This is a genomic window from Bacillus sp. V2I10 (assembly GCF_030817055.1).
Classification (GTDB): Bacteria; Bacillota; Bacilli; order Bacillales; family Bacillaceae; genus Bacillus_P.
The window spans coordinates 3,278,432-3,300,448 of the sequence record NZ_JAUSYV010000001.1; the positions used below are offsets into that span (position 1 = coordinate 3,278,432).

General features: G+C 36.7%; 26 protein-coding genes and 3 pseudogenes. 4 read left to right on the plus strand and 25 right to left on the minus strand.

Going from position 1 to position 22,017, the window contains the following annotated elements:
- Nucleotides 1-42: 42 nt before the first annotated feature.
- A complete protein-coding gene (locus QFZ72_RS29535) occupies nucleotides 43-537 on the minus strand; it encodes a CBO0543 family protein (protein ID WP_373464598.1) in 495 nt (164 codons plus the stop codon).
- A 75-nt stretch (nucleotides 538-612) separates the two neighbouring features.
- Nucleotides 613-831 (minus strand): hypothetical protein, encoded by a 219-nt coding sequence (locus QFZ72_RS16535; RefSeq protein ID WP_307435252.1) that lies wholly within the window; start codon nucleotides 829-831, stop codon nucleotides 613-615.
- A gap of 817 nt (nucleotides 832-1,648) precedes the next feature.
- On the opposite strand from QFZ72_RS16535, the gene QFZ72_RS16540 reads away from it, so the two are divergent.
- On the plus strand, nucleotides 1,649-2,473 hold the full coding sequence (locus QFZ72_RS16540) for an ATP-dependent DNA ligase (RefSeq protein ID WP_307435254.1): 825 nt from the start codon (nucleotides 1,649-1,651) through the stop codon (nucleotides 2,471-2,473).
- Between the two features lie 113 nt (nucleotides 2,474-2,586).
- On the opposite strand, the gene QFZ72_RS16545 is transcribed toward QFZ72_RS16540, so the two are convergent.
- From QFZ72_RS16545 to QFZ72_RS16590, 10 genes and pseudogenes are all read right to left on the minus strand, one after another.
- Entirely contained in the window at nucleotides 2,587-2,949 is a 363-nt protein-coding gene (locus QFZ72_RS16545) for a homing endonuclease associated repeat-containing protein (RefSeq protein ID WP_307435256.1), read from the minus strand.
- Between the two features lie 80 nt (nucleotides 2,950-3,029).
- Nucleotides 3,030-3,302 (minus strand): hypothetical protein, encoded by a 273-nt coding sequence (locus QFZ72_RS16550; RefSeq protein WP_307435258.1) that lies wholly within the window; start codon nucleotides 3,300-3,302, stop codon nucleotides 3,030-3,032.
- A gap of 223 nt (nucleotides 3,303-3,525) precedes the next feature.
- Complete coding sequence (locus tag QFZ72_RS16555; protein WP_307435261.1) at nucleotides 3,526-3,729, minus strand: hypothetical protein; 204 nt, start codon at nucleotides 3,727-3,729, stop codon at nucleotides 3,526-3,528.
- Nucleotides 3,730-3,971: 242 nt separating this feature from the next.
- Nucleotides 3,972-6,920 (minus strand): annotated as a pseudogene (locus tag QFZ72_RS16560) (Tn3 family transposase).
- Between the two features lie 17 nt (nucleotides 6,921-6,937).
- Nucleotides 6,938-7,792 carry a tyrosine-type recombinase/integrase gene (locus QFZ72_RS16565; protein ID WP_307435264.1) on the minus strand — a complete coding sequence of 285 codons (855 nt, stop codon included), beginning with the start codon at nucleotides 7,790-7,792 and terminating at the stop codon, nucleotides 6,938-6,940.
- Between the two features lie 281 nt (nucleotides 7,793-8,073).
- Nucleotides 8,074-9,144 (minus strand): hypothetical protein, encoded by a 1,071-nt coding sequence (locus QFZ72_RS16570; protein ID WP_307435267.1) that lies wholly within the window; start codon nucleotides 9,142-9,144, stop codon nucleotides 8,074-8,076.
- Between the two features lie 71 nt (nucleotides 9,145-9,215).
- Entirely contained in the window at nucleotides 9,216-9,743 is a 528-nt protein-coding gene (locus QFZ72_RS16575; RefSeq protein ID WP_307435269.1) for a hypothetical protein, read from the minus strand.
- A gap of 288 nt (nucleotides 9,744-10,031) precedes the next feature.
- Nucleotides 10,032-10,289: a nucleoside triphosphate pyrophosphohydrolase family protein gene (locus QFZ72_RS16580; RefSeq protein WP_307435272.1), complete on the minus strand. Its 258-nt coding sequence runs from the start codon at nucleotides 10,287-10,289 to the stop codon at nucleotides 10,032-10,034.
- Nucleotides 10,277-10,798 (minus strand): hypothetical protein, encoded by a 522-nt coding sequence (locus QFZ72_RS16585; RefSeq protein ID WP_307435274.1) that lies wholly within the window; start codon nucleotides 10,796-10,798, stop codon nucleotides 10,277-10,279. Before QFZ72_RS16585 ends, QFZ72_RS16580 begins: the two co-directional genes overlap by 13 nt.
- 256 nt (nucleotides 10,799-11,054) lie before the next feature.
- A complete protein-coding gene (locus QFZ72_RS16590; RefSeq protein ID WP_307435277.1) occupies nucleotides 11,055-11,468 on the minus strand; it encodes a bleomycin resistance protein in 414 nt (137 codons plus the stop codon).
- Between the two features lie 301 nt (nucleotides 11,469-11,769).
- On the opposite strand from QFZ72_RS16590, the gene QFZ72_RS16595 reads away from it, so the two are divergent.
- Together QFZ72_RS16595 and QFZ72_RS29540 are read left to right on the plus strand one after the other, a co-directional pair.
- Nucleotides 11,770-12,108, plus strand: coding sequence for a L,D-transpeptidase (locus tag QFZ72_RS16595; protein WP_307435280.1), 339 nt, complete (start codon nucleotides 11,770-11,772; stop codon nucleotides 12,106-12,108).
- A pseudogene (locus QFZ72_RS29540) lies at nucleotides 12,062-12,430 on the plus strand (L,D-transpeptidase); the annotation flags it as partial. The gene QFZ72_RS16595 and the pseudogene QFZ72_RS29540, both read left to right, overlap by 47 nt.
- Here QFZ72_RS29540 and QFZ72_RS16610 read toward each other — a convergent pair.
- From QFZ72_RS16610 to QFZ72_RS16620, 3 genes are all read right to left on the minus strand, one after another.
- On the minus strand, nucleotides 12,410-12,634 hold the full coding sequence (locus QFZ72_RS16610) for a DUF899 family protein (RefSeq protein ID WP_307439820.1): 225 nt from the start codon (nucleotides 12,632-12,634) through the stop codon (nucleotides 12,410-12,412). The pseudogene QFZ72_RS29540 and the gene QFZ72_RS16610 sit on opposite strands and share 21 nt — an antisense overlap.
- Before the next feature lie 133 nt (nucleotides 12,635-12,767).
- Entirely contained in the window at nucleotides 12,768-13,058 is a 291-nt protein-coding gene (locus QFZ72_RS16615) for a helix-turn-helix domain-containing protein (protein ID WP_307435283.1), read from the minus strand.
- Nucleotides 13,059-13,178: 120 nt separating this feature from the next.
- Complete coding sequence (locus QFZ72_RS16620; protein ID WP_307435285.1) at nucleotides 13,179-13,853, minus strand: TetR/AcrR family transcriptional regulator; 675 nt, start codon at nucleotides 13,851-13,853, stop codon at nucleotides 13,179-13,181.
- A 103-nt stretch (nucleotides 13,854-13,956) separates the two neighbouring features.
- On the opposite strand from QFZ72_RS16620, the gene QFZ72_RS16625 reads away from it, so the two are divergent.
- Nucleotides 13,957-14,487 (plus strand): DUF2269 family protein, encoded by a 531-nt coding sequence (locus QFZ72_RS16625; protein ID WP_307435289.1) that lies wholly within the window; start codon nucleotides 13,957-13,959, stop codon nucleotides 14,485-14,487.
- Nucleotides 14,488-14,725: 238 nt separating this feature from the next.
- Here QFZ72_RS16625 and QFZ72_RS16630 read toward each other — a convergent pair whose 3' ends face one another.
- The 10 genes and pseudogenes from QFZ72_RS16630 to QFZ72_RS16675 all read right to left on the minus strand — a co-directional run bounded on the left by QFZ72_RS16630 (nucleotide 14,726) and on the right by QFZ72_RS16675 (nucleotide 21,809).
- Nucleotides 14,726-15,199: an SRPBCC family protein gene (locus QFZ72_RS16630; RefSeq protein WP_307439822.1), complete on the minus strand. Its 474-nt coding sequence runs from the start codon at nucleotides 15,197-15,199 to the stop codon at nucleotides 14,726-14,728.
- Nucleotides 15,200-15,232: 33 nt separating this feature from the next.
- Nucleotides 15,233-15,742, minus strand: a pseudogene (locus QFZ72_RS16635) (SRPBCC domain-containing protein); the annotation flags it as partial.
- Nucleotides 15,743-15,894: 152 nt separating this feature from the next.
- Entirely contained in the window at nucleotides 15,895-16,374 is a 480-nt protein-coding gene (locus QFZ72_RS16640; RefSeq protein WP_307435292.1) for an SRPBCC family protein, read from the minus strand.
- Between the two features lie 30 nt (nucleotides 16,375-16,404).
- A complete protein-coding gene (locus tag QFZ72_RS16645; protein WP_307435294.1) occupies nucleotides 16,405-16,860 on the minus strand; it encodes a DoxX family protein in 456 nt (151 codons plus the stop codon).
- Nucleotides 16,861-16,908: 48 nt separating this feature from the next.
- Complete coding sequence (locus QFZ72_RS16650) at nucleotides 16,909-17,241, minus strand: ArsR/SmtB family transcription factor (protein WP_307435297.1); 333 nt, start codon at nucleotides 17,239-17,241, stop codon at nucleotides 16,909-16,911.
- 436 nt (nucleotides 17,242-17,677) lie between these two features.
- A complete protein-coding gene (locus QFZ72_RS16655; RefSeq protein WP_307435300.1) occupies nucleotides 17,678-18,097 on the minus strand; it encodes a hypothetical protein in 420 nt (139 codons plus the stop codon).
- Between the two features lie 343 nt (nucleotides 18,098-18,440).
- Nucleotides 18,441-19,253 (minus strand): NmrA family NAD(P)-binding protein, encoded by an 813-nt coding sequence (locus tag QFZ72_RS16660; RefSeq protein ID WP_307435303.1) that lies wholly within the window; start codon nucleotides 19,251-19,253, stop codon nucleotides 18,441-18,443.
- Nucleotides 19,250-19,531, minus strand: a complete 282-nt coding sequence (locus QFZ72_RS16665) for a MerR family transcriptional regulator (RefSeq protein WP_307435306.1) — start codon at nucleotides 19,529-19,531, stop codon at nucleotides 19,250-19,252. Before QFZ72_RS16665 ends, QFZ72_RS16660 begins: the two co-directional genes overlap by 4 nt.
- Nucleotides 19,506-19,613, minus strand: a complete 108-nt coding sequence (locus tag QFZ72_RS16670) for a MerR family DNA-binding transcriptional regulator (protein ID WP_307439824.1) — start codon at nucleotides 19,611-19,613, stop codon at nucleotides 19,506-19,508. The genes QFZ72_RS16665 and QFZ72_RS16670 overlap by 26 nt, the downstream gene beginning before the upstream one ends.
- A gap of 1,104 nt (nucleotides 19,614-20,717) precedes the next feature.
- Nucleotides 20,718-21,809 (minus strand): GerAB/ArcD/ProY family transporter, encoded by a 1,092-nt coding sequence (locus tag QFZ72_RS16675; RefSeq protein ID WP_307435308.1) that lies wholly within the window; start codon nucleotides 21,807-21,809, stop codon nucleotides 20,718-20,720.
- Nucleotides 21,810-22,017 lie beyond the last annotated feature (208 nt).

Sequence of the window (22,017 nt, forward strand, 5' to 3'; positions counted from 1 at the left end):
TTATTTTAAGAGGTCTTTGTTTTAGATTAAATACCTTAAAACTTAAATGTAATCAAATATCCATAAATGAATAAGTGTACATAATGCCGACAAAAATATTGCCAATAAAGGTTTAACATAATGAAGCCGTAGCATAGGAAACATAACAATTATAAATAATACTGACCACCAAAAATTCCAATCGTTAAAATAAACTATTTTTCCTAATTTGTAGCCTATCCACTCGACGATTAAAAATAGAAAAATCCACTTTAATGTATGAAGAATTTGGCTTTTAATTTTATTTGGGTAATTTGATAAGAAAAGAAATGCCGAAAAAGGATTAATGATAAACGAATGGACAATAAATGTAACTGGATGCTTTATTAACATATCCGGTTCAAATGACCATAGGTGGAAATATTCATCTGCAAAAAAGTGATATAAAAAATTCGATAATGCTATGTATAACATGGTTGGATAGTATAAATTAAAATTCTTCCAATCCCCCCAACGCCACGAAGCTAATAAAATCCATAACGAAATTAAGATATGCAATGATAACCCTCATTTAAACGTTCTATGCTGACACTTACCCTGTTACAGGTTCAAGATACTCTTCTTTTTATTGATTTATTTCTTTGCTTGTTTCCTTATCATTTGCTCTATTTGCACTCTATTTACTCTATATAGTCCAACAACTACAATTGTATGTATGAGCATAACAAGTGTATTAATCGTATAGCCGTTTATCTGTATAAATATTTCCTTTGTGTAGATAAAGCGAATAGCAAAGAATATTCCAATTAAAACTAATATGTCACACTGCAAATCTAAGAATTTTTTAGACATGCGCATTACTCCTTTTGATTATTAAAGTCATTATTATGTCTTTTCTCATCATCCAATTATTTACAATTCAAGAAAAGGATATAAGTGGAAAAATATCCCAAAAGAAAAATTTATGAACTAGAACCTGAAGAACTTGAAGAAATTGCTGACGCATTAGTTGATATAGAAACCGCACCAGTAATGCTATGTATTTTAATATTTTCATTTCAGATAATCCCTTTATTAGTATTAATAAAGGTGCATATTAGATGAATGTAAAAATATATAATTTACAATTGCGATTATCTTTGACTAATTGTTTTGTAGGATACCTGTACCTATGGCTTACAGAACGTACTGAAGCCGGGGCAAGGTTTCTCTCGCCCCGGCTCCTGTTTTACTTGCGGTGCTTCCCCTTCTTCTTGGGGTGCGTCCGGTGGAAGTTCCGAACCGCGTAAGCCGCGCTGATACAGCTGGCAATCGTTGCGATTGCTTGGAAGATGATCTCCATGTCACCTCCTTTCGTCAGAGACGAATAACAGCATGGCAGAAAGGGGCTAGTCAAGGCGAAAAGGAAAAAATTGTTATCAAATTTTTTTACGTGCCTTGACTCGCCCCGTTGCCATGCTACGATTAGACGACGAAAGGCAGACAAACAGGACCACCGACAGCTTTTAATTCGATCGAAGATCGAAGCCTAAAGACTATCCCTATTGACCTGAAGGTCAAAATTGTTGGTTAGATACAGCTGTATTTTTATCAACTTCCCCCTGCAATTCCAAAACTCCACTAATTACTATGTTCTTTTAAACCTTTATAATAAAATGGGGTGGTTTATTTGTATATTTCTCCTATGTTGCTTCATAAATCGAATGAAGCTTTTTCTGATTTAAAGTTTTTAACGGAACTAAAGCTTGATGGCATCAGATTAACCCTTTCTAAATTCGATGGAAAGGTGAAATTATATACACGGCACAAAAACGATGTAAGCTCGAAATTCAAAGAGCTGCATACGATCGATATTCCTTCCGGTACTATTCTCGATGGTGAAATTATTGTAACGGATCACGAAGGCAAGCCCAATTGGGAACTAATGATGGAACGATTTCAGTCTTCAAAATCATTGCATGCCATTCAATATTGCGTGTTTGATATTTTATATTATAAGCACGAAAACATGATGAATAAGCCTTTAATTGAACGAAAAACGCTTCTGGAAAGCATTCTTCCTACAGACAATAGAATTGCTTATGTGCAGCATATAGAAGGCCACGGCAGTCAATACTTTGATTTGATCAAGGAACAAGGTCTTGAAGGGATCGTTTTAAAGAAAGCTGATTCAAAGTATCGTCCTGGTACTCGCTCTGATCAATGGCTGAAAGTAATCAACTATCAGTATGAAAACATATTGATCACTGGCTTGCGCAAAAAAGAATTTGGTGTGCTGCTCTCTTTTGAAGATGGATCACCTGCTGGCTTAATGGAATTTATGAAACCAGCAGACCGAAAAAAACTATATGCGGAATATAAAAAACATATCCGGACAGAAACGGATGATTTTATTTATTTGGATTCAAAATTAAAAGGGGTTGTGAAATATCGCAACCTCACCAAAAAGGGCTATCTACGGATCCCATCATTCGAGAAATGGACAGCACAATAAAAGCGCTGAAGGGCATCTTCAGCGCTCTTTTATTGATTGAAAACATAGGAAGAAACATAGCTTTCAAGATGCGCGTAAACCACGGCGAAAGTGAAAACACAACTTGCAAAAGTCTATTCCTTATTTTCATCTGTTAAGACTTTTTCCCATATTTCATTAATTTTGGTCGTATGAAATTTCCGGATGATTGTTGACATAGATATAGTCGATTTCTCTTTTACCTGACTATAGGAAACACGGCCATACTTACGGTAAATTCCTAACAATTCTCTTTTACAATCATCTTTCGTAATAACAGGGGTTGCACGCTTTGTTTTCACCTTAAATCCACAAGCTTTTCGTAATTGGCTTCCGAAATGCTGTCTGTAAATCTCATTTGTATACGCCGTACTTTTTTTCAATTCCTCGATGGTAGCCGGTTGTCCGATTTCCGCGCTAATTTTTTTATACTCATCTATTAATTCCTGATCACTCACATCATCAGCCACATATTCCCTAATTTCTGAAGCACCACACGGGTTTATGATTTCTGCCCACGACATTTTCAAATGATTGGTTAAAACTCTTGAGCCGGAAACTGCTTCTTATTGCGTTTTTCTCGGTATACTTCCTTTTTAAAGCTTCCTAAACGCTCAAATTCGTCTTCCAATACCTTTAATAATTCTTCTTTAGGCAAAAGCACTCGTGCCGGTTTCAAGCCGATATGTGCGACTATATCGCGCCAGCTCATATCTAACCGGCGACAAATGGCACTGCTTGATAGCTGGCTGGGATTCTTGAATAAATCATAATCCTCTCGACTTGTTGAACCGATCCGTTCCAACTGCAATTTTAGCGCTTTAAGGGGTACCACCACATGCCTATCAAGCTAAGCTTAGAGTATAGATGAACTCATATTCCTCAAGTGCCTTTTTCTTGTCTGTAGGATGTTCTTGTATTGATGCTACAGTTATTTAAATCCCTACAAAGTGACATTAAACGTTCTTTTCATACGATGAGTGAAAACATGAGAAAAAGCCAAGGCTTTTCTTAAAAAGCGCTTGGCTGATTTTTTATCTCTCTTTACATTGGTTGAACACCTGATCCACCACAACAACCACATCTTCTGCCACCGTGACAACAAGGGCAACATCCACTTCCCTGACAGTGGTGACATCCACGTCCACTACAACAACAGCACATACCAGCCCCACCACAATAACGACAACATCCTGCACCGTGACAACAACTGCATTGGTGCATACACTCACCTCCATAAAATACCACACATAGTATATATATTTATGTGACATTGAATTTAGGCGTTACAAGCCGAAAACGAAACTGAAAATAAAATAAAAACAGTACCGAAAATAGAAAATACTACAACAACTCGATCAACTAAAACAACAGACTCTATACGGGGTACCACCAGCAAAACGCGGAAAACGTACGCTAAGCAAAATTCGACATGAAAATAGCCGATCTTCAGTACGTTAAGAAGAAAACCGGCTATTTTTTATTTCATATTTAAAGGGCGAAGTAAATCGACGGTTGTCCGAGCTTTAGATTCAAATCGATACTCTCCAAGGAAGTTAATATGCTCCCACCCCAATGGTGAAATATGATTCAATAGTTCTTCTTTTAATTCTCCTTTTTCTCTTAAAACGGCAACAGCTTTTTCCAAATAGACAGTGTTCCATACACAAATGGCATTAATGATGATGTTTAATGCACTAGCCCGTTGAAGCTGATCTTGTAAGGCACGTTCCCTAAGCTCTCCATGCTTGCCAAAGAAAATTGCTCGGGCTAATGCGTTCATGGCTTCTCCCTTATTTAGTCCCTTTTGTATCCTCCGTCGCATCGAGGCATCCGCAATATAATCCATAATAAATATGGTTTTTTCTATTCTTCCCATTTCTCGTAAAGCCTTTGCAACCTTATTTTGCCGAGCATAGGAACCCAACTTTCCCATTATAAGAGCGCCTGATACTTTTCCAACTTGAATGGAATGGGCAACGCGTAATACATCGTCGTAATTCTCACGAATTACTTTACGGTCAATCTTCCCTTTTAAAAGGGATTGAAGTTCAGGGAAAGCACTAGGTGGATCCATTGTAAATAGCTTTGAGTCTGATATATCTCGAAGTCGAGGAGCGAACCGAAAACCTAATAGATGGGTTAAACCAAAAATTTGGTCGGTGTATCCTGCTGTGTCCGTATAATGGTCTTCAATGCTTAAATCTGATTCGTGATGAAGTAATCCATCTATTACATGAACAGCGTCCCTAGCGTTGGTATTAATAACCTTATTATAGAAGGAAGAGAATTGATCACTTGTAAAGCGATAGATTGTAGCGCCTTTTCCTGTTCCGTAATGAGGATTAGCCTCAGCATGTAAAGATGAAACGCCTACCTGGACACGCATACCATCAGAAGATGACGTCGTTCCAGTACCCCAATAGGATGACAGTGCCCGTTTGTGATGAAAATTGACAAGGTGCGCTTGAGCCCGATTCATCGCATCCTCGTACATTCTCCATTGAGAGGTATTAGCCATTTGGCGATAAGATACATCCGGAGTGGCTTCAGCCATTTTAGTTAACCCAATATTGGTGCCCATAGCCATTAAGGTGGCCAGGAGTATTCTCTTCTCATCTTTGTCAGGAATTCGTCCCGTTGAAGCATGGATAAATTGCTCATCAAAGTCAGTCCAATTGGTTACTTCCGTTAATAGATCAGGAAGTTTAATTCTAGGAAGCATAGCGTAGAGGGATAAACTAAAATCTCTAGCTTCCTCAGGAACATCTTTCTCTAGTCGTTGGATATGTAGTTTTCCCTTATCCAAACTAATACCTTCCAAGTCATTACTGTTTTTTGATAGCCAATGAAGACGTTGATTCAACGATTTTTCTCTCTCAGCTAAGTAGTTTTCGGCAGAGATCGGTACAGCCAGTTTAATACCTTTGGAGTAATCATCTTGCCATTGTTTTTTTGTAACAAAATAATCTTCAATGTCCTTGTGTTGCCTACTGCCAACTACTGAAATATCTCCGGAACGAATGTGATTTTTCAATTCTGTTAATGCTGCCATTTCATAATAATGTCGATTAATAGTACCGTTTTCATCATAAACATGTTTCTCCCATCATGGAACAAATCCTAAGGGTGAGCCTTCTGGTATCCTGCGTTTTCCTGATTCATTCATTTCATGTATTGTATCCAGAGCCTTCAGCAAAGGTTGAGCTGCCGCAGTAGAACGAAATTCTATAGATTTAAGTAAAGTTGGTGTATATTTTCTCAGATAAAAAAACCTTTGTTCTAACAAGTCAAGATAATCATAATTAGACGGACGTGAAAGCTCCTTAGCTTCTTCAACTGATTGAATCATTTCTTCCCAAGGCATAACTGTTTCAATCGTTTCAAAAGGATCAAGACCTTCGTCTTTTGCCTTTATAAGAGCTAATCCTAAATTTGTAAAATGAATTAATTTTTCATTTACAGTTTTTCCATTCTGCTTCTGCATTTCATCCTGTGCTTTTCGACCTTTGCTTTGAAGAGAAACAATCTGTTTATCATGTATATCAATCGCCTGATCAATTAAGTCTTGGCTCAAATCCAATATGTAAGTTACTAATACACTGTATTTCTTGTCCGGTTTAAAGCGACGAAAAGCATACGGTTCATATCTAGCACCTAATCGAGATAATTGGCGGAAGCGATTGGGATGAATAGCATGGGTATTGATCTTTAACTCGAGTTCTCGAATAAGCTCTAATCGTTTAATTACCTTTAAGAATGTATCAGGTGAGGAAGTGCCTGGATATTCTTTTAACCACGCTAATGGAGTTTTTCCATTTTTCATTGTAGGTTCTAATAGAGAATCTAATTGTTGTTTTTGTTTCGTTGAAAGTGCATTGTTGATTTTTTTGAAAATCCATTTTTCTGCACGATCTCGAGCCTCCCAAATAATCCTTTCAATGGTAGTCATACCAGGTAAAATAACTTTTCTCTTACGCAACTTCTCAATAGCTTGACGAATCAGATGCAACGTATTTCCATTTTCAATGGCCTGTTGAAATAAATAACGGGAGAGATACCGATACTCACTTAATGAGAAGTTTTGATATCCGTATTCTTGTCTAATTTCTTCAAGATGTTCACGCCTAGTAGGCTCCCTTTGAGCGTACAATGAAAATGAATCAGGGTTTACATCTAGCTGTTTTGCTAAATAAGATAAAATCAATGGATTTACTTCTTTTACATCGGTTAAGGACCACCCGGGATACCTAAGCAGACATAATTGAACAGCAAACCCCAAACGATTGTGATTCCTTCGATGGCGGTTGATTATTTCTAGATCATGGTTGGAAAAGGTGTAAAAGGTGGCTAGATCCCATTCTGTAATATCGGATGGACGCAAAAATTCTTCCCGTTGTTCCGGCGTAAGTAATTCTTTTCCCCTCATACGTATCCTCCTATCTCTTATAACAATTCCATTTTACCTTTTAATTTTTTTTGGTCGGGATTTGTATATAAAAGAGTCGTATTTACATTCGAATGACCTGCTTGATTGGCAACCTCATGGATACTAAACCCCTTTTCAATTGCATTCGTACAAAAGAAGTGACGGAGTTGGTGGGGTGTAATAGTTGAGCTATACGTTTTAAAAAGGCGGTTAACAACCGTGCGATCTAGTATTGCTCTTTTTTTACTAATAAAGAGGTAAGGCGATTCCTGAGCAACAACGGAGCAATCCCTTTCTTTGAGATACTCCCTTACTGCATGAGTAATCCTACTATTTAAAAGGATGATACGCTGTTTTTCTCCCTTTCCATTTCTGATAATACATTCCCCAGTCTGTAGGTTCATGTCTCTTAATTTTATGGATAAGGCTTCAGAGATCCTTAGTCCGCTGTATGCTAGCAGAACAACAATTGCGTAGTTTCGTTTATTTTTGCTTTCCAAGATGGTTTGCAGGAACTGCTTTACTTCTATCTCGGTAACTTTTGTAGGAGAAGCATAAGCTTTTTGAACTTTAAGCATATCCGTTTTATAAATCACTTTTTCCTCTTGTACATTTTGATCAATAAGAAACGTATTGAATTTTGAAAGGCTACTAATCTTATGATTTATGGTTCTAGCATTTTGGACTTTAACATTTTTTAAAAAACTTATGTATTCTAAGATATTTTGTCGATATAATGCGCTGCATTCTAATCCATACGATTCCTCAAACCATTTACGATATTGTTGAACATCTAAGAGGTAGCCTTTAATCGTATTTATACTTTTTCTTTCTTGCTGCAGATAAAAAATGAAACCCTCTATTAAGTTCATAGTCATTGACCTCGCTAAGAATAATTGTGTTGCATTAGAATTAGACATATTTGATACCAATTGTGTTGCATTAACCAACTTAACTATAACCTTTAGATATAGCTAATACAACACAATTAATATTGTGTTGTATTAGCTTACAATAAAATTTATTTTACATACTGAAGAAGATAACTAACAAAAAATCACCACTTCAAAAAACACTTAAAACTCCGTCAATTTTTTCGAACGGAAGTTTCAAGTGTTGAAGAGTATTTATTTTTAATAAATAATTCAAATTTTCATTTATCACTTTTGTAAAATTCAATAACTCTTTGATAGGTGGTAGGGAATGGTTTTATGTTTAATTCCACAGCTTTTATATCAGCCATAATTTTTTCTTCCCGATTATTCATTATGAATATAAATTGTCTTATAGATTTTTTATACATTTTATTTAAATCGGTTTGATCTAAAGCTACATACGTTGTCTTATTTTTCTTAATCTTAACATCTTCTTTAAGTAAACTACTGTTCCCAAATTCGTCAACAAGCAATAAATCAAAAGTCGTATTATATGGAACAGCATCAAATTTTAAACCATTGATTTTATCACTTGTTAGGGGAGAATCTTTCTTAATTAAATAATCTAATGCGTTATTATTTTCTCCAATCCAATCAGGTTCTGGGAAGTAATTTTGTTCAGAAGTCATTTTATTCTGTTCTAAGCTAAAAGATTGATCTTGTAGCATTTCTTTAGTTAAATTAATATCTTCGCTTTGTGCAAAGAAACGATAGCTAGAAAGAATACTGCCATTATAACGATATACGTCACTGGTTTTTTCTAAAGGAAAAAAAGTTAGTTCTTGCATTCCATTTTTGCCCCATTTTAAATCAATATTAATAGTAATTGATGTATGAGGAGGAACATCATATAAAATGGAAGGAACCCATTTTGAAGAACTTGAAGGTTTTATTAAAATATTATCATTTCCTTGTAGAAATATAGGCTGAACAGTGATATTGTCTTTTGTATTATTTTCATAAATTAATTTACCTGACATAGTAGACTTTGATATAGGTAATTTTAAATAAGAAATTTCATCTCCACGTACTGATTGTTTTTTTATATACTCATCATTTGGAACAAAACTTAAGACTTTTGTGAAATCACCTGATGATGTTGATGCAACTTTATGAGATTCATTTAACATTTCCATTTTTTTTGATACGATAACACTCTCATTATCTTTATTAAGATAGAGTAGGTCTTCTTTATTATTCATTTTTCTATCAACTGCCTCTTCATCAGTTTTACAAGATGTTAACACTAATAATAAGAATAGTGTTATAACCATATGAACTTTTTTCATATATTATATATTCCTTTCATTAAAAATTGTAGCGCTGTAAATAACAGCGCTACAATTTTTAAATTCCCCTATTAAAATATATCGCTATCGGAAGTAGCTTTTTCATATATTGCTCCATTCATTGTTGCAGTATGGAGTGTCATACCAGTAAAGAAATTTCCATCAAGTGGAATATATTTCTTTTTAGCTTCAGAGACTGCATCTCCGAAAGCAACTGCTGTATCTCTCGGACCCTTAATAGTAATATATCCAGCATCAACATTTCTTAGATTTGTTTGTGCTGATGTAGTTGTCCAAAGATGCTGTCCGTTTGTTACACCCTTGCTATATACATAGTAATTACTAAATCTTAAATTTGTAGTACCAGTAGCATAATTACTAAAGCTTGCAGTTCTCATTTCAGAAGAATCACTAGTGTCTTCTTCTACAAAATCAACAGTTTGTGGATAATAATTAGGATCGTTCTCTATATTTTCCCAAGCCTCTTCCCAATTAAATTTAAGCTCATCACTTGAGCTTTTACTAGCTGCATAGGTATTACCACCTGCAATAGTCGAAGCCAATAAAGCAACGCCAAGTAATCCATAAATTCTTTTCAATTCTCATCGCCAACTTTCTATGTATTTAGCACCCTCCTAATATATAACATTTTTACTAATATTTCTACACATATTTACAAAATTTTAATTAATTACCTATAAATAGTAGATTTGTGTCGTATTTGCTTAACGTACGTTTTCCGCGTTTTGCTGGTGGTATCCCATTAAGTTCTTTTCAAGAAGTGGGAGGTTTTATGAACGTTAGATATGGGCGGAAGATTTTAAAATAAGTTTAGATTCTGATACAACAAAAAAGAACATAATCGCTTATGATCATGCTCTTTTTATTTATTTTATTCTAAAGTTATCGAGTTCTTCTTCTGATAGTTCATCAGGCTTTTTTCCAGTTGCCTTGCAGTATTTGTCCATATCTCTAAAACGAATATTAGGTAATTTTACTGTTGGATCGGTAAAAATCCCATCTGGAAAGGCTTGATCCATATCATCTACAACACGATTTTTATTTCTCAATATCTTTCGTTCCTCCCTCAATGCCGTTATACCTCTTGGACTTTTAACAAAGACAAAATCCTTTACTTTTGGCATAGTCTATAACCTCCCGGCATGTACTTAGAAACTAATTCTTGTGAGGCTTCAGTATCGAAATACATATATGGCCTACCTTGATGATAATTTGCTAAATTGGCTTTTAACTTACTATAGTAAAGTTCATTGTAGTTTAATTTCGCATAGAGTCCTACATATCCTTCAAATTCCTTATAAGAAAAACTGACACACATCGCAAATGCTAATAAATTCTTTCCAACACTGCTATAAACTTGTTTTGAAGATTGAAATTTATTGTGAGGTGCAGATTCCATTAGTACTATATGGATAATTTGGTTCTCTGTCTGCTCTTGTATTGCGATAACCCCTTGTATTTCATCTTTCCCTTCAACAAACAATCCAAACACTTTATTTATTTCATGTTTAATAATGGTATCCCAATCAAACCAGCCGTTTCTTTGATTTAATCTGTACTTTCTAACATCAGTTTTATTAAGGATCTTAAAACAAATATTTTCTAAATGTCCAGTTTTTATATTATAGATCATAGTTTAAGGCTCTTTCTTTGAAAATATTCTTTCTTCTATTATATCATATACGACGCTTTTTCTCTTGAATCAATAGCCAATTAATAACAATGATTAAAGAAGGATCTTTATCGCTAACTGCTGGTTGTAGAATGCCGTGAATTTACAACGTTAAGGATATTACAGCAAGAAAAATCCCAATCTCTCTGTTTCATAAATGAGAAATTAGGATTAATTTATTCAACAAATGCACCTGTTAATTCAATGACAAGTGGAGTTACTTATCAATTTTTAAATTTTCGAAAAATTCTATTAGATTATTGTCGGGGTCAGATACACCGAAATCACGTACTCCCCACCACTGGTCACTTAGTTTCGCATTTGAATGCAAAATACCCAACGGCTGTATGTGTTGATACAGTTCATCAACACCCTCTACTTCTATTCGACAACTGGCAGTTCCTGCAATAAACGATTCTGCACCTGAAACGACCGGTGTTGAGTTGCTGCGAGTACGCCAGCTTTCATCACTGGCTTCCCAAAGATGGATTAGGCGAACATCATTATAAAGAAGCACCGCGAAACCACCCTCATGGTAGCCCAGGGAAAAACCAAGCTTTTCACAATAAAAATCTAAGCTTCGTTTAATATCTCTCACTGGTAAAGCTGGAATGGCTTGCAACATTTTCATATCCTAATTCCCCTTTCATTACTAAACCATTTACAAATTTCAAATAATTTATCAACAAAATAATTCTTCAAAAGAATCATATTTCCTTTTTTAAGTAACTTGATCCTTTAGTTCAATAAATCGTTAATCGATTTTGCTGAACTTTTGGAAAGAGTATAGATGGTATGAGTATCAACGCTAGGAAATAGAATCTTAGTGCTTTTTTATTTTCAAAATATTGTTAATTTATGGAATAATATTGAAATTAACTTCGTTATATAGGTTGAATACAGAGTGAATTAGAATTAGGGGGATGGTAACTGTGATTAAAAAAATGTTTATTCTTTTTATGTTATCTTTTCTTATGATTTTCAGTTTAGATTTGAGTTCTGCATCTGCAGCAGGAATCATCAACAAGAGCAATAATCAGCTTGAATATTATGAAAACAGTCAGCTGAAAAAAGTGTTTAGGGTGGGCACAGGCAGAAGTCAATCACTTACACCTGAAGGGAAATTTAAGATTGTGAATAAAATTGTGAACAGACCTTACTACAAGGACAACATTCCAGGTGGTGATCCGCGAAATCCTCTTGGCAACCGCTGGCTTGGATTAAATGCGAGGGGAACATACTTGTACAACGTATGCCATTCATGGCAATAACAATCCGAACTCAATTGGCGGATACGTTAGTAGTGGTTGTGTTCGAATGTTCGATAATAAAGTAGAATGGTTGTTCGAGCAAGTGCCGACCAACACACCAGTAATCATTACTTCTTTAGGTAAGTCATTTGATTCTATTGCTGCATCGATTACAGTTATGGCGGGTGTGAATCAGCTAGAACGGGATCTTATCCGCATGCGACAGCATGAAGGGATTGAGCTGGCCAAGAAGGAAGGAAAGTTTAAAGGTCGGTTAAAGAAATATCACAAAAATCACGCAGGAATGAATTATGCAGTAAAGCTATATAAAGAAGGAGGTATGAATCGGAGCGACGGATTCGTCCAGCGTAGCATGAAAGTCATAGTTAAAGTCGCTATCGAAGGGGGAGTACCAAGGAATGTTCCATCCCATACGTTCCTTGTAGCGTTGGAGCTTGGGAAATGGAGATATCAGAGCCAGTGACGTGTTTCGTGCATGGAGGTGGGTGAGATGGCCGATGTTGTCCGCAGCTTTTCCGAAGGTAATGCTTTACGCTTTACCCACTTGTAGTATCCACTTCTTGATACTTTAGCCAGATGGCAAAGTAGCTGTATAGAATGATTAGATAAATCATCAATGATTTGAAATAGATTACTAGGTTCTAAATCAATTCCCCCTTTCACATCTTTAAAAGCTTTTTTAACAGTTCGTTCTCAGCTTCTAATCGCTTTATTTTCTTTTGAGGATTTTCAATAGTAGATGGAGAGACTTTACCAGACCCACTTTTTCTTCCGCGTTTCTCTCTAAGACCAACAATTCCATCTTCACTAAACTGTTTAACCCACCGTTGTATGTTTTTTCGATGAATGTTTAATTCTCTGGAAACAGCTGAATAATTCTTCTTTTGATGATATAAATCCACCGCTTTTTTCTTAAACGATATATCATAAGTCTCTGCTTTTTTCTCCATAAAAAATACCCCCTCCTAGTAGACAGATTAATGCGCTTTTTTAAATGTGTCTACTATAAGGGGAGCATACCAGTTGCAGAATTGCGCCCTATTCTGGAATAACAGAAGAGCTTCAATTAGCTATTGCTGTAATCGTTTATTAAGTCCATCTAATAAAACTTGAAGACCAAATTCAAATTGTTTGTCACTATTTATGGATACTGAATAATCAGCAAGTTCAACTAAAGACGGATATTTACTAACAGGTAAAGACTGAAACATATTTCTTGCCTGTTCAAAAGCTTCATTAACCTCTAATCCTTGGATTTTAGCTATTTGAACCTGTATCATTTCATCTCTTACAAATGAAAGAACATAATTATTAAATAAACTAGCCGTAGCTGGAACATCCTCTGACCTAAAACCAGCATTAATAAGAATTCGGTATATATTCTCAATTAATTGAAGTCGATCAGGAGTCATTGGTACTGTTTCGGTCATTATTTCTACTGAATCCCGAATAGACAACAATGCTTGTCGAAACTCATTCCCAAGTTCAATGAGCTGCTCATACCATTCTTTAGACGAATCAGGAAATGAGATATTTTTAGAGATCTGCTCAGATAATAACTGTAATAATTCATATTTATTTTCGATGTGCCAATATAGAGATGCAGCACTTGTATTAAGGGCATTCGCCACATTTCTCATAGACAGTTTTTTTAAGCCATCTTTATTAATCAAGTCGATCGCTGTTTGAATAATTTTACTTTGATCCAGCGATTCATATTCTGAATTTTGTTTTTTTCTAGCCATTTGTATACCTCCTATACCCATTGACAATATTAACATTTATGCCTTAAACTTAACACTGTTAAACAAAAATTTAACAGTGTTAAATTAATGGGGTGATTAAATATTGAAAGGGAATAATAAGAAAAACAAATTAAATCAAAGAAATTGGTTACTAATTTTTCATTTAATTTCAACCGTTCTATTTGTTGGAGGCAGCTTTACTCAATGGCTTCTTTTGATTTCAGCTTTAACAACAATTACGCCTGATGTTTTAAAGGTTTCTCATCATCTAATGCATATTGTGGACCTATCATTGATAATACCTGGTCTTTTAGGAGTTATTATTACTGGTATATTCCTGTCCCTCAAGACACACTGGGGATTTTTTAAACATTACTGGATTATTACTAAAGAAATCATAACTTTAATTACTATAGGGATAGGTAGTATTTTAAATATCTGGGTTCAAGGTTCAATTAAAATTACTACTGAAAAAGGATTAAATGCGCTGGATGATCCAATATATCTTCATGACCGAAATATGCTAATAATCAGTGCCGCCATTCAGACCTCATTATTGGTTTTTGTCATTGTTATTTCTGTTTTGAAGCCATGGGGTAAACGGAAGGGAAAAATAAATTCGGTAAACTCATAAATTATTGCTTATTAACAAATACAGCTAAAGTGTCAAAAACCTCGTTGAGATTCAACGAGGTTTACAATTAATCAATAATGAAGGGTCTTTATTTTAATATAACCCAAAAGTATAAAGTAACTTTCCTATAGAAATGCGCCCGATTGCGGAAGATCGTTTTACTGTATGTTGGCTGTACTTTTATTCCTGAAAAGCCCCCATATGTTCATCTTATTTTATGATTGATAGAATTCAGGTATCAGACCATTTTTGCCAGTTGCGCCTCAAGACGATCGAAGTTCTGTTCGTTTGCCTCGACGGCGAATCTCCTCACCTTGTCGCATTCAGCGGCCGACTCGTGAAGCATGCGCCAAGTAAGCTCGGTCTTGCCTCCTAGCTCGGTAAAGGTGACGGTCAGCAAAAATTCGTGGATCGGCTCCAGATGACGGAGGACGATCCGTTCAGGTTTCACCACCTCGACAAATACGCTCTTATTCTCGTAGTCGACGCCATTGGGTCCGTGCATGACGTAGCGCCAGATACCCTCCGGCCGCATATCGAACTCATGAAACGTGTTCGTAAAGCCCTTAGGCCCCCACCAATGCACCAGGTGATCCGGATCGCTGAACGCTTTGAACATGTGTTCACGCGACGCATTAAAGATGCGCGTATTGACGATCTCGCGGTCTGAGATCGCTTCAGAATTATTATTTGTCGTAACCTCGGAAGACATTATGAATTCTCTTTTTTTATGTTGACTGACGTTCAGCTGCTTGAGAATTTCTTCTAGGCGGTCCCAAGTTTCGGTGATTCCTTGCAGCATGCCCATATCCATGACAGTCTTGAGGCCCTCCGCTGACGCATATTCACCACGGTTAATCAGCTTCGTCTTGCCGCCGAGATCAATGAATTCCAATGTAACATCAGTCGATGGCATGGCGTCATTCGTATTTCCTTCAGCATCCGAGAAGAAATCGACGTATACTATCTTCTCCGGCTCGATGATCTCCTTATAAACCCCTTTGCCCCAAGATTCCATACCGTAAAAGTCACCTTGGTTTTGGTCGACGCACTTCATGCAGTAGTGCCAAACGCCGCCCGGCCGGAAATCGACGTTGCAGACTGGAAGCTCCCACCCTTTGGGACCCCACCAGTGTTTGAGATGCTCGGGCTCTTTAAACATCTTGAACACGAGGTCGCGCGGCGCGTCGAAAATACGCTCCAGCACGAGTATCCGATCGTTCTCTACCCTCGAAATCATTGCGTTGTTGGACATTTCTAATTCCTCCTCAGATAAATGATAGATCTTAAGATTTTTCTTTGTTTTGCAGTTCCTACAAGTATTCGATCAGGTTGTCGAATCTTTCTTCCCAGACGCGGCAGTTGCATCCGTCCATTCCCATTTCCTTTTTGTATATGTTGTGCCCCTCAAATCTTAGCTAATTCTTCCTCAAGTCGATCAAGCGTTGATTTTGCACCCTCAATGGCTCCATACTCCTTAACCGCTTTGTCAAGTTCCTCTGCTGACTTAAAGAGCATCCACATAGTGAGTTCGGTCTTATCTCCTTGATCGGAAAATGTTACCGTTACTCGAAAATGTTCCTCCTTTCCGTCGCCATGGGAGTAAACGAGTCGCTCAGGACTCACGACCTCTATGAAGTCAATTTTATTGTTATAATCGACACCATCGGGTCCATGCATGACGTAAGTCCATACACCGCCTGGCTTTACATTTATTTCTTGAACCGTAATTGTAAAGCCTTTCGGCCCCCACCAGTGCTTTAGATGCTCAGCCTCGGTCCACGCCTTGAACACAAGCTCGCGTGGTGCATTGAAGGTACGCGTGATAACCAATTCACATTTCTCGGTGTTCATTGTAATGCTGTTTGTTGCAGTTTCCTTTGACATTTCCATTCCTCCTAATCAATTTTTGTTAAGTTATTTCGCATGACTTAATGAAACGGCTTTTCGTTTTCTATGGTAGAAAACATAGGATCCAGCAATCAAAATGTACCCAATAATGAAAAATACCCAAGGATCGCCTACTGCTATAGTTGAATACATGGCACCCGTCAAATCGATGACAAATCCGGCATACGCCCATTCCTTAATTCGCGGAAAGCCGGGCATCAGTATCGCTATTACACCTAACAATTTGGCAACGCCAATAAAGGGAAGAAGGTATGCGGGGTACCCTAAATGTTTGAATAAAGCAACTGCTTCAGGGGCGGACATTATATCACCAATAGAACCTAAAAGCATTAATGCTATCAACAGCCCCGTAAAAAACCAGTATCCGATTGTTATTTTCTTCAGAGATACCTTATTTCCTTCTTTGGTTTGGTCATTCCTAATAAGTTTCCGATCTTCTACAGACGTCAAAAGGTTTGCCATGACCTCATTCCTCCAATATCGTTTTTTTAATAATCTTTGGCAGGACTCCTACTTGTCGTCATGGTTCACATCCTTTCTTTGTAGGTCCTGCAGGTAATCGTCCAAGCGGTCGAATCTCTCGTTCCAAATGTGGCGGTAGGACTCTAGCCAGGAATCAAGCTCTTTGAACGGCTCGGCCCTCAGCTTGTAGATCCGTCGATTGGCGATTGCATTCACCTCGACGAGCCCTGCATTACTAAGTACACGAAGATGTTTGGAAGTTTGTGGCTGACTGAGCTCAAGTCGATCGGCAATCTCCCCTACCGTGAGAGGGCCGTTACGTAAGAGTTCGACAATGTGTAGTCGGTTAGGCTCAGCAAGAGCATTCAAAGTTGTTTTCATGAATTCAATATACCTTAAAAGGAATATTCCTGTCAAGGAATATTGAAAATATTTTTTAGCAACGGTTTTCTGATGCTCGATAAAAAAGGATAGAGGACATTAACACCAGGAATTAAAGGTTCTAATGTCCTCTAACAAAAAAGGATTTTATTATTTCCGCTAAGGTTTAAATGTAGAAATTACAGATATCTTGGGGTTATCCGTTATTCAAGAATATGGCCCGATTGTTGAATAGAAACAATGCCCTTTAGTTCAACAAAACGTCAAAGTATCACATGAATACTTTATACAAATCTAGTTAACATAATCAAAATTATCGGCAACAAAAAGGGTTGGGTATCCAAAAGGGTCCCAATCCTTTTTGTTGTTACTATAACAACCGTTCTAGGAAGCATTCTAATGGCCAATTATCCTAATCCTCTTTGACTAGTATAAATCAATCCCAGGCTGTTACAGTGGAATTTCCGCCAGAATATTTAGCAAGATAAAATTCGGCTTGATCACCATCGACATATCCACTGATATTTTTAAAGACATGACAACCATTTGGAAAATCATTACTACCTGGTGTTTTAAAGTTGAGACCTATAGTACCATCATTAGAATATACTTTATCATCTGGATTATACGGATCTTCTTCATATAACTGATAATCACCTGGTTGACTATCAGAACTGAGACAAATTTTAAAATCGCCTCCACCTGATAGAAAGATTTCACTTTGGTTGGTAAATTCATCGCTCCCTTGATTATCCCAATCTCCTTCTCCTGCTGTTACTGCTGCTAAAGCAGAAAAGGGGGAACTGACAATCATAATTAATGTTAAAATCCATGCTCCAATCTTTATTTTCCTCATACTTTAACCTCCTTTTTTTAACTAACATTCAAAATTTTAACATATTATTCTTGTTTTTTAATGAAGGATTATACCTGTTTATTCGTTGTTGTTGTAATAAAGTTTTGTTATTTTTGGATTTTGGTTACCCTGGCATTTAAGGTTAATACGAAAAACATCAGAAATATAGGTTATTGAACGAGATATTAAACATGCATACTCTATACAATTTCAGTTTACATAATTGCAATTATCGGTACATAAAAAGGATCTTCACTGGAAGATCCTTTTTGCTGCTTATTAAACAATCGCACTCGTTAGCTCAATCTTTAGTTGCTACTTTGGAACACCTCAATTATGGTTTTTAAAAATATTGCACATGTTCAGAGACCCACTGAGTGAAGGTTTGTGCGGGCCGACCAGTAATCTCTTCGACAGTTGGAGTCACCGTATAAGCCGATTTAGGCGGATTAAGGTGCCAACGAATTACGTAATCAATAGCGTCCTCCTGAACCCCCATCCTCCTCATCTGCTCACGTTCTTCTTCTTCAGAACTCTCAACAAATTGAATGTCACGTCCGATGACCTCACGAATAATCCGAACTTTATCTTGAACGGACAAACTCTCAGGCCCTGTTAATGTATATACTTTACCTGCATGACCGTCCTCAGTCAGTCCGACTGCTGCGACTCTTCCAATATCGGCTTCATGAACAGGAGCAATTCGTGATCCCCCAAACAGATCTCGAACTACCCCCTCAGAGCGTATGGAGTCTGCCCATTTCCGCGCATTTGCCATAAACTCAAAGGCTTGAAGTTGGGTCCACTCTAGATCGCTTGCTTCAACTGCCCTCTCGAAAGAACCCTTCTCGCCGTTCCATAAAACAGTAACTCTGCGTACTCCAGCCTTCACAGCAAGTTCTACGATTTCCGGTCCCGTTTCCAACGGGGTATATTCTGCACCTGTTGTAATCAAATGCATGCTGCTTACGCCAACCAACGCAGAAACTAGCGTACTCGGATCACTTAAATCTCCGGCGACAACCTCCACATCAGCAGGAAGATTGGCTTGCAGTGGATTACGTGTCAATGCTCGTACCTTTTGCCCCCTTCGAATCAGTTGGTCCACGACGTGCCGGCCTACTGTCCCCGTTGCTCCCGTTACTAAAATTGTCATTGTTCATCCTCCTCTACGGGTACCCACTTATCCCGGTTTTCCTTCATTAGGTTGATTTGCTTTTCCAAACGGACTTGCGCCTCATCCAATGCCTTTTTTTGCCGTATCACTTCATTCAACTTGGTTTCATATATTTGCAGCAATTCTTCACAATACTCGTCTTTTTTGTCGTACTCTTGATCTTCAGGGCAATGCAGAATATCTTTAATCTGGTCGGTTGTTAGACCTAAATTAAGATATAGTTTGATCGTATTAATAGCTTCGATAATCGAATTCACGATAATTATTGTTAAGACGAGAAACAGTTAACAACCCTTTTTTCTCATAATGCCGTAAGGATCGAGAACTGATCCCGGTCATTTTAGCTATTTGACTTATTTTCAAAGCTCCACCTCCCTTATTTTAAAATTACTAATTTCATCATAAAGTATGACACTAGTGTTAAAGTCAAGTTTTTTTAGATATTAAAATACCATTTGGTGATAAAGGTATTACCTGCGTATCTGATAAACCATTATGAATTGTTCGTCGGAAAAGATTGTGATATTTAAGTCACGTCTTGGCATAACTGCACCCGTTGTTGAAGAAGATCCAAAGGATCGAATGAATACTCTATACAAATCTAGTTAACATAATCAATCCTAGAGGAAGTTGCAAAAAAGAAAACCCCTTGATTACCAAGGGGTTTTTCACTGTCCGGATTTATCATTTATGCACGTTTTTATACAAGGCTGATAGATCAACGTTTTCAACTGCGGAAGAAGCCGGTTGGCTGCATAAAAAAAAGGGTGTTTATGCATGTTACTTTAGAATAAAGTTTGATCATTTCTATGATCCTTATTCAATTAAAGCCCCCGATTGTTGAAGATCATTTATGTTGTCTTATCGAAGAATAGCGCCCTATAATGGAATAACGAAAATAGAAACACGAATGCAAATTAGCTTATTTTTCTTCAACTAACGCCATCCGACCGTGGAACAAGAGGGCAACAGTAAAGTTAACTCTTTTTCCTATAGGGGTTTCACCAGCAAAACGCGGATTTACAACGTTTAGGATATTCCAGTATTAAAAATCCCAATGTCTCAGTGATATAAATGAGACATTGGGATTTAATTATTCAACAATCGCGCCCTTTTCTTGAATAACTAATATGCTTTTAGAAGCTGGTATTGGGAAGATCAAAATCTGTTAGAATTGGTACGTACTTATATAGCATTAGTACCCGTTCGTTGAGTAACTTTATTCATCTTCTAAATAAACATCGAAATCTTTAACATGACTGCATTCCCAGTAATTTCAACATCATAAGATTCGCTTTTTTTCGAAATTTGCACCATAACGGGGTTAAGCCGAGATACGTGTAAAAATGGGTCATAAGCTGGATTTTACTTCCAGTTATGACCCGTTTATTGTGTAGTAGTATCGTCTTTTCAACTCTCGATTCCCGATAGTTGAATACGAATTTAGCACACCTTTTTTCGTAATATTCCTACTACAAGTAGTAGCAAGGGAAAGAAAAACCCAAAGGTTAAAGCATAGGGTGTCCATATTTTGGCGGTAAAGAATTCGTAATAAACAATGTTAGGGCTTATGACAAGGGATAATACAACGGTTATCATCCCTAGAGGATAAGTTAGCGAGCGATATTCCTTCAAATTTAATGTTTGGGCAAGTCCTAAAACGGAAGCATAAAAACAAATAGTCATTTTAAAAAAGATAGAAATAAACCAAATTACAGCTATCACTGCCTCTATCCTTTGCAGAAATTCACCTATATTGATTTTTTTAGCTAACATATAGGTTGGATACTGAATTCCTGCCGTATGATAAGCTCCAATAATACTAATTGAAAGAAATGTAATCAAAATGGTAACGATTCCTCCGATTAGAGTTCCTATCAAGAGGACATTTCCTGTTTTTTTCGGATCATTTACATAAGGAAAAATGGTTAAAAACACAATTAATTCTAAGAACAGCACTCCGATATGGACAACATTTGCTCTTAGTAAAGTTTTGATATCCGCTTCAAATATAGGCTGTATTTTTTTAAAGTCGATTTGAGGAGCAGTAGTTAGAACAACAATAAATAAAAGAAAGATAACCAAAGGCATCAAAATCTCGGAGGATCGTGAAAATACTTCAAGTCCATGGCGAATACCCATGATGACAATGGAGAGAAATATTATGATAATGGCTTGTATGGGGGTTTGAGGCATAATTTGTGTTGTGATAAAATCCCCGATTACCCTAACCAAAAATGCACATATAATAAAGAAAAACGTAAAATACAATACGGAAATCGTTTTTCCTAACCATTTTCCAAGAATTTTTTCACTAAGTTGAAACAACGTCAAATTTGGGGAGAGTTTCGCCAAGGCGTTATATAAAGGAATAAACAATAAGCCTATTCCTAACCCAACAATGCTTGCTATCCAAGCGTCTTGTTTCGCTTCTTGAGCAAGGCTAGATGGTACAATCAAAATCGTTGTACCAATATTAAATAAAACTACTAACATCATCAATTGAAGTGCAGATATTTTATCGTTTTCGATCATTTTATCATCCTTTATTAATCTTCTTATTAATTTAACCAATTTTAACCAATTTTAACCAATTTTAACCAATTTTAACTAAATTTATCCCTACTATTTGTAAATTGGGTGTTTTTGCTCAATCCCTCGAAAGGTCCATTTTGAAAAATACAACGCAGATATTGTAGTACTAGAAAATGAGACACTTTTTGACCGGTTACACCTTATCGTG

Coding starts and splice junctions, on each gene's coding strand:
- QFZ72_RS16535 (WP_307435252.1), bottom strand. CDS start 831: ATGTCTAAAAAATTCTTAGATTTGCAGTGTGACATATTAGTTTTAATT.
- QFZ72_RS16555 (WP_307435261.1), bottom strand. CDS start 3,729: ATGGAGGTGAGTGTATGCACCAATGCAGTTGTTGTCACGGTGCAGGAT.
- QFZ72_RS16565 (WP_307435264.1), bottom strand. CDS start 7,792: ATGAACTTAATAGAGGGTTTCATTTTTTATCTGCAGCAAGAAAGAAAA.
- QFZ72_RS16570 (WP_307435267.1), bottom strand. CDS start 9,144: ATGAAAAAAGTTCATATGGTTATAACACTATTCTTATTATTAGTGTTA.
- QFZ72_RS16580 (WP_307435272.1), bottom strand. CDS start 10,289: ATGCCAAAAGTAAAGGATTTTGTCTTTGTTAAAAGTCCAAGAGGTATA.
- QFZ72_RS16585 (WP_307435274.1), bottom strand. CDS start 10,798: ATGATCTATAATATAAAAACTGGACATTTAGAAAATATTTGTTTTAAG.
- QFZ72_RS16590 (WP_307435277.1), bottom strand. CDS start 11,468: ATGAAAATGTTGCAAGCCATTCCAGCTTTACCAGTGAGAGATATTAAA.
- QFZ72_RS16615 (WP_307435283.1), bottom strand. CDS start 13,058: ATGGAGAAAAAAGCAGAGACTTATGATATATCGTTTAAGAAAAAAGCG.
- QFZ72_RS16620 (WP_307435285.1), bottom strand. CDS start 13,853: ATGGCTAGAAAAAAACAAAATTCAGAATATGAATCGCTGGATCAAAGT.
- QFZ72_RS16630 (WP_307439822.1), bottom strand. CDS start 15,199: ATGTCTTCCGAGGTTACGACAAATAATAATTCTGAAGCGATCTCAGAC.
- QFZ72_RS16640 (WP_307435292.1), bottom strand. CDS start 16,374: ATGTCAAAGGAAACTGCAACAAACAGCATTACAATGAACACCGAGAAA.
- QFZ72_RS16645 (WP_307435294.1), bottom strand. CDS start 16,860: ATGGCAAACCTTTTGACGTCTGTAGAAGATCGGAAACTTATTAGGAAT.
- QFZ72_RS16650 (WP_307435297.1), bottom strand. CDS start 17,241: ATGAAAACAACTTTGAATGCTCTTGCTGAGCCTAACCGACTACACATT.
- QFZ72_RS16655 (WP_307435300.1), bottom strand. CDS start 18,097: ATGAGGAAAATAAAGATTGGAGCATGGATTTTAACATTAATTATGATT.
- QFZ72_RS16660 (WP_307435303.1), bottom strand. CDS start 19,253: ATGACAATTTTAGTAACGGGAGCAACGGGGACAGTAGGCCGGCACGTC.
- QFZ72_RS16670 (WP_307439824.1), bottom strand. CDS start 19,613: ATGACCGGGATCAGTTCTCGATCCTTACGGCATTATGAGAAAAAAGGG.
- QFZ72_RS16675 (WP_307435308.1), bottom strand. CDS start 21,809: ATGATCGAAAACGATAAAATATCTGCACTTCAATTGATGATGTTAGTA.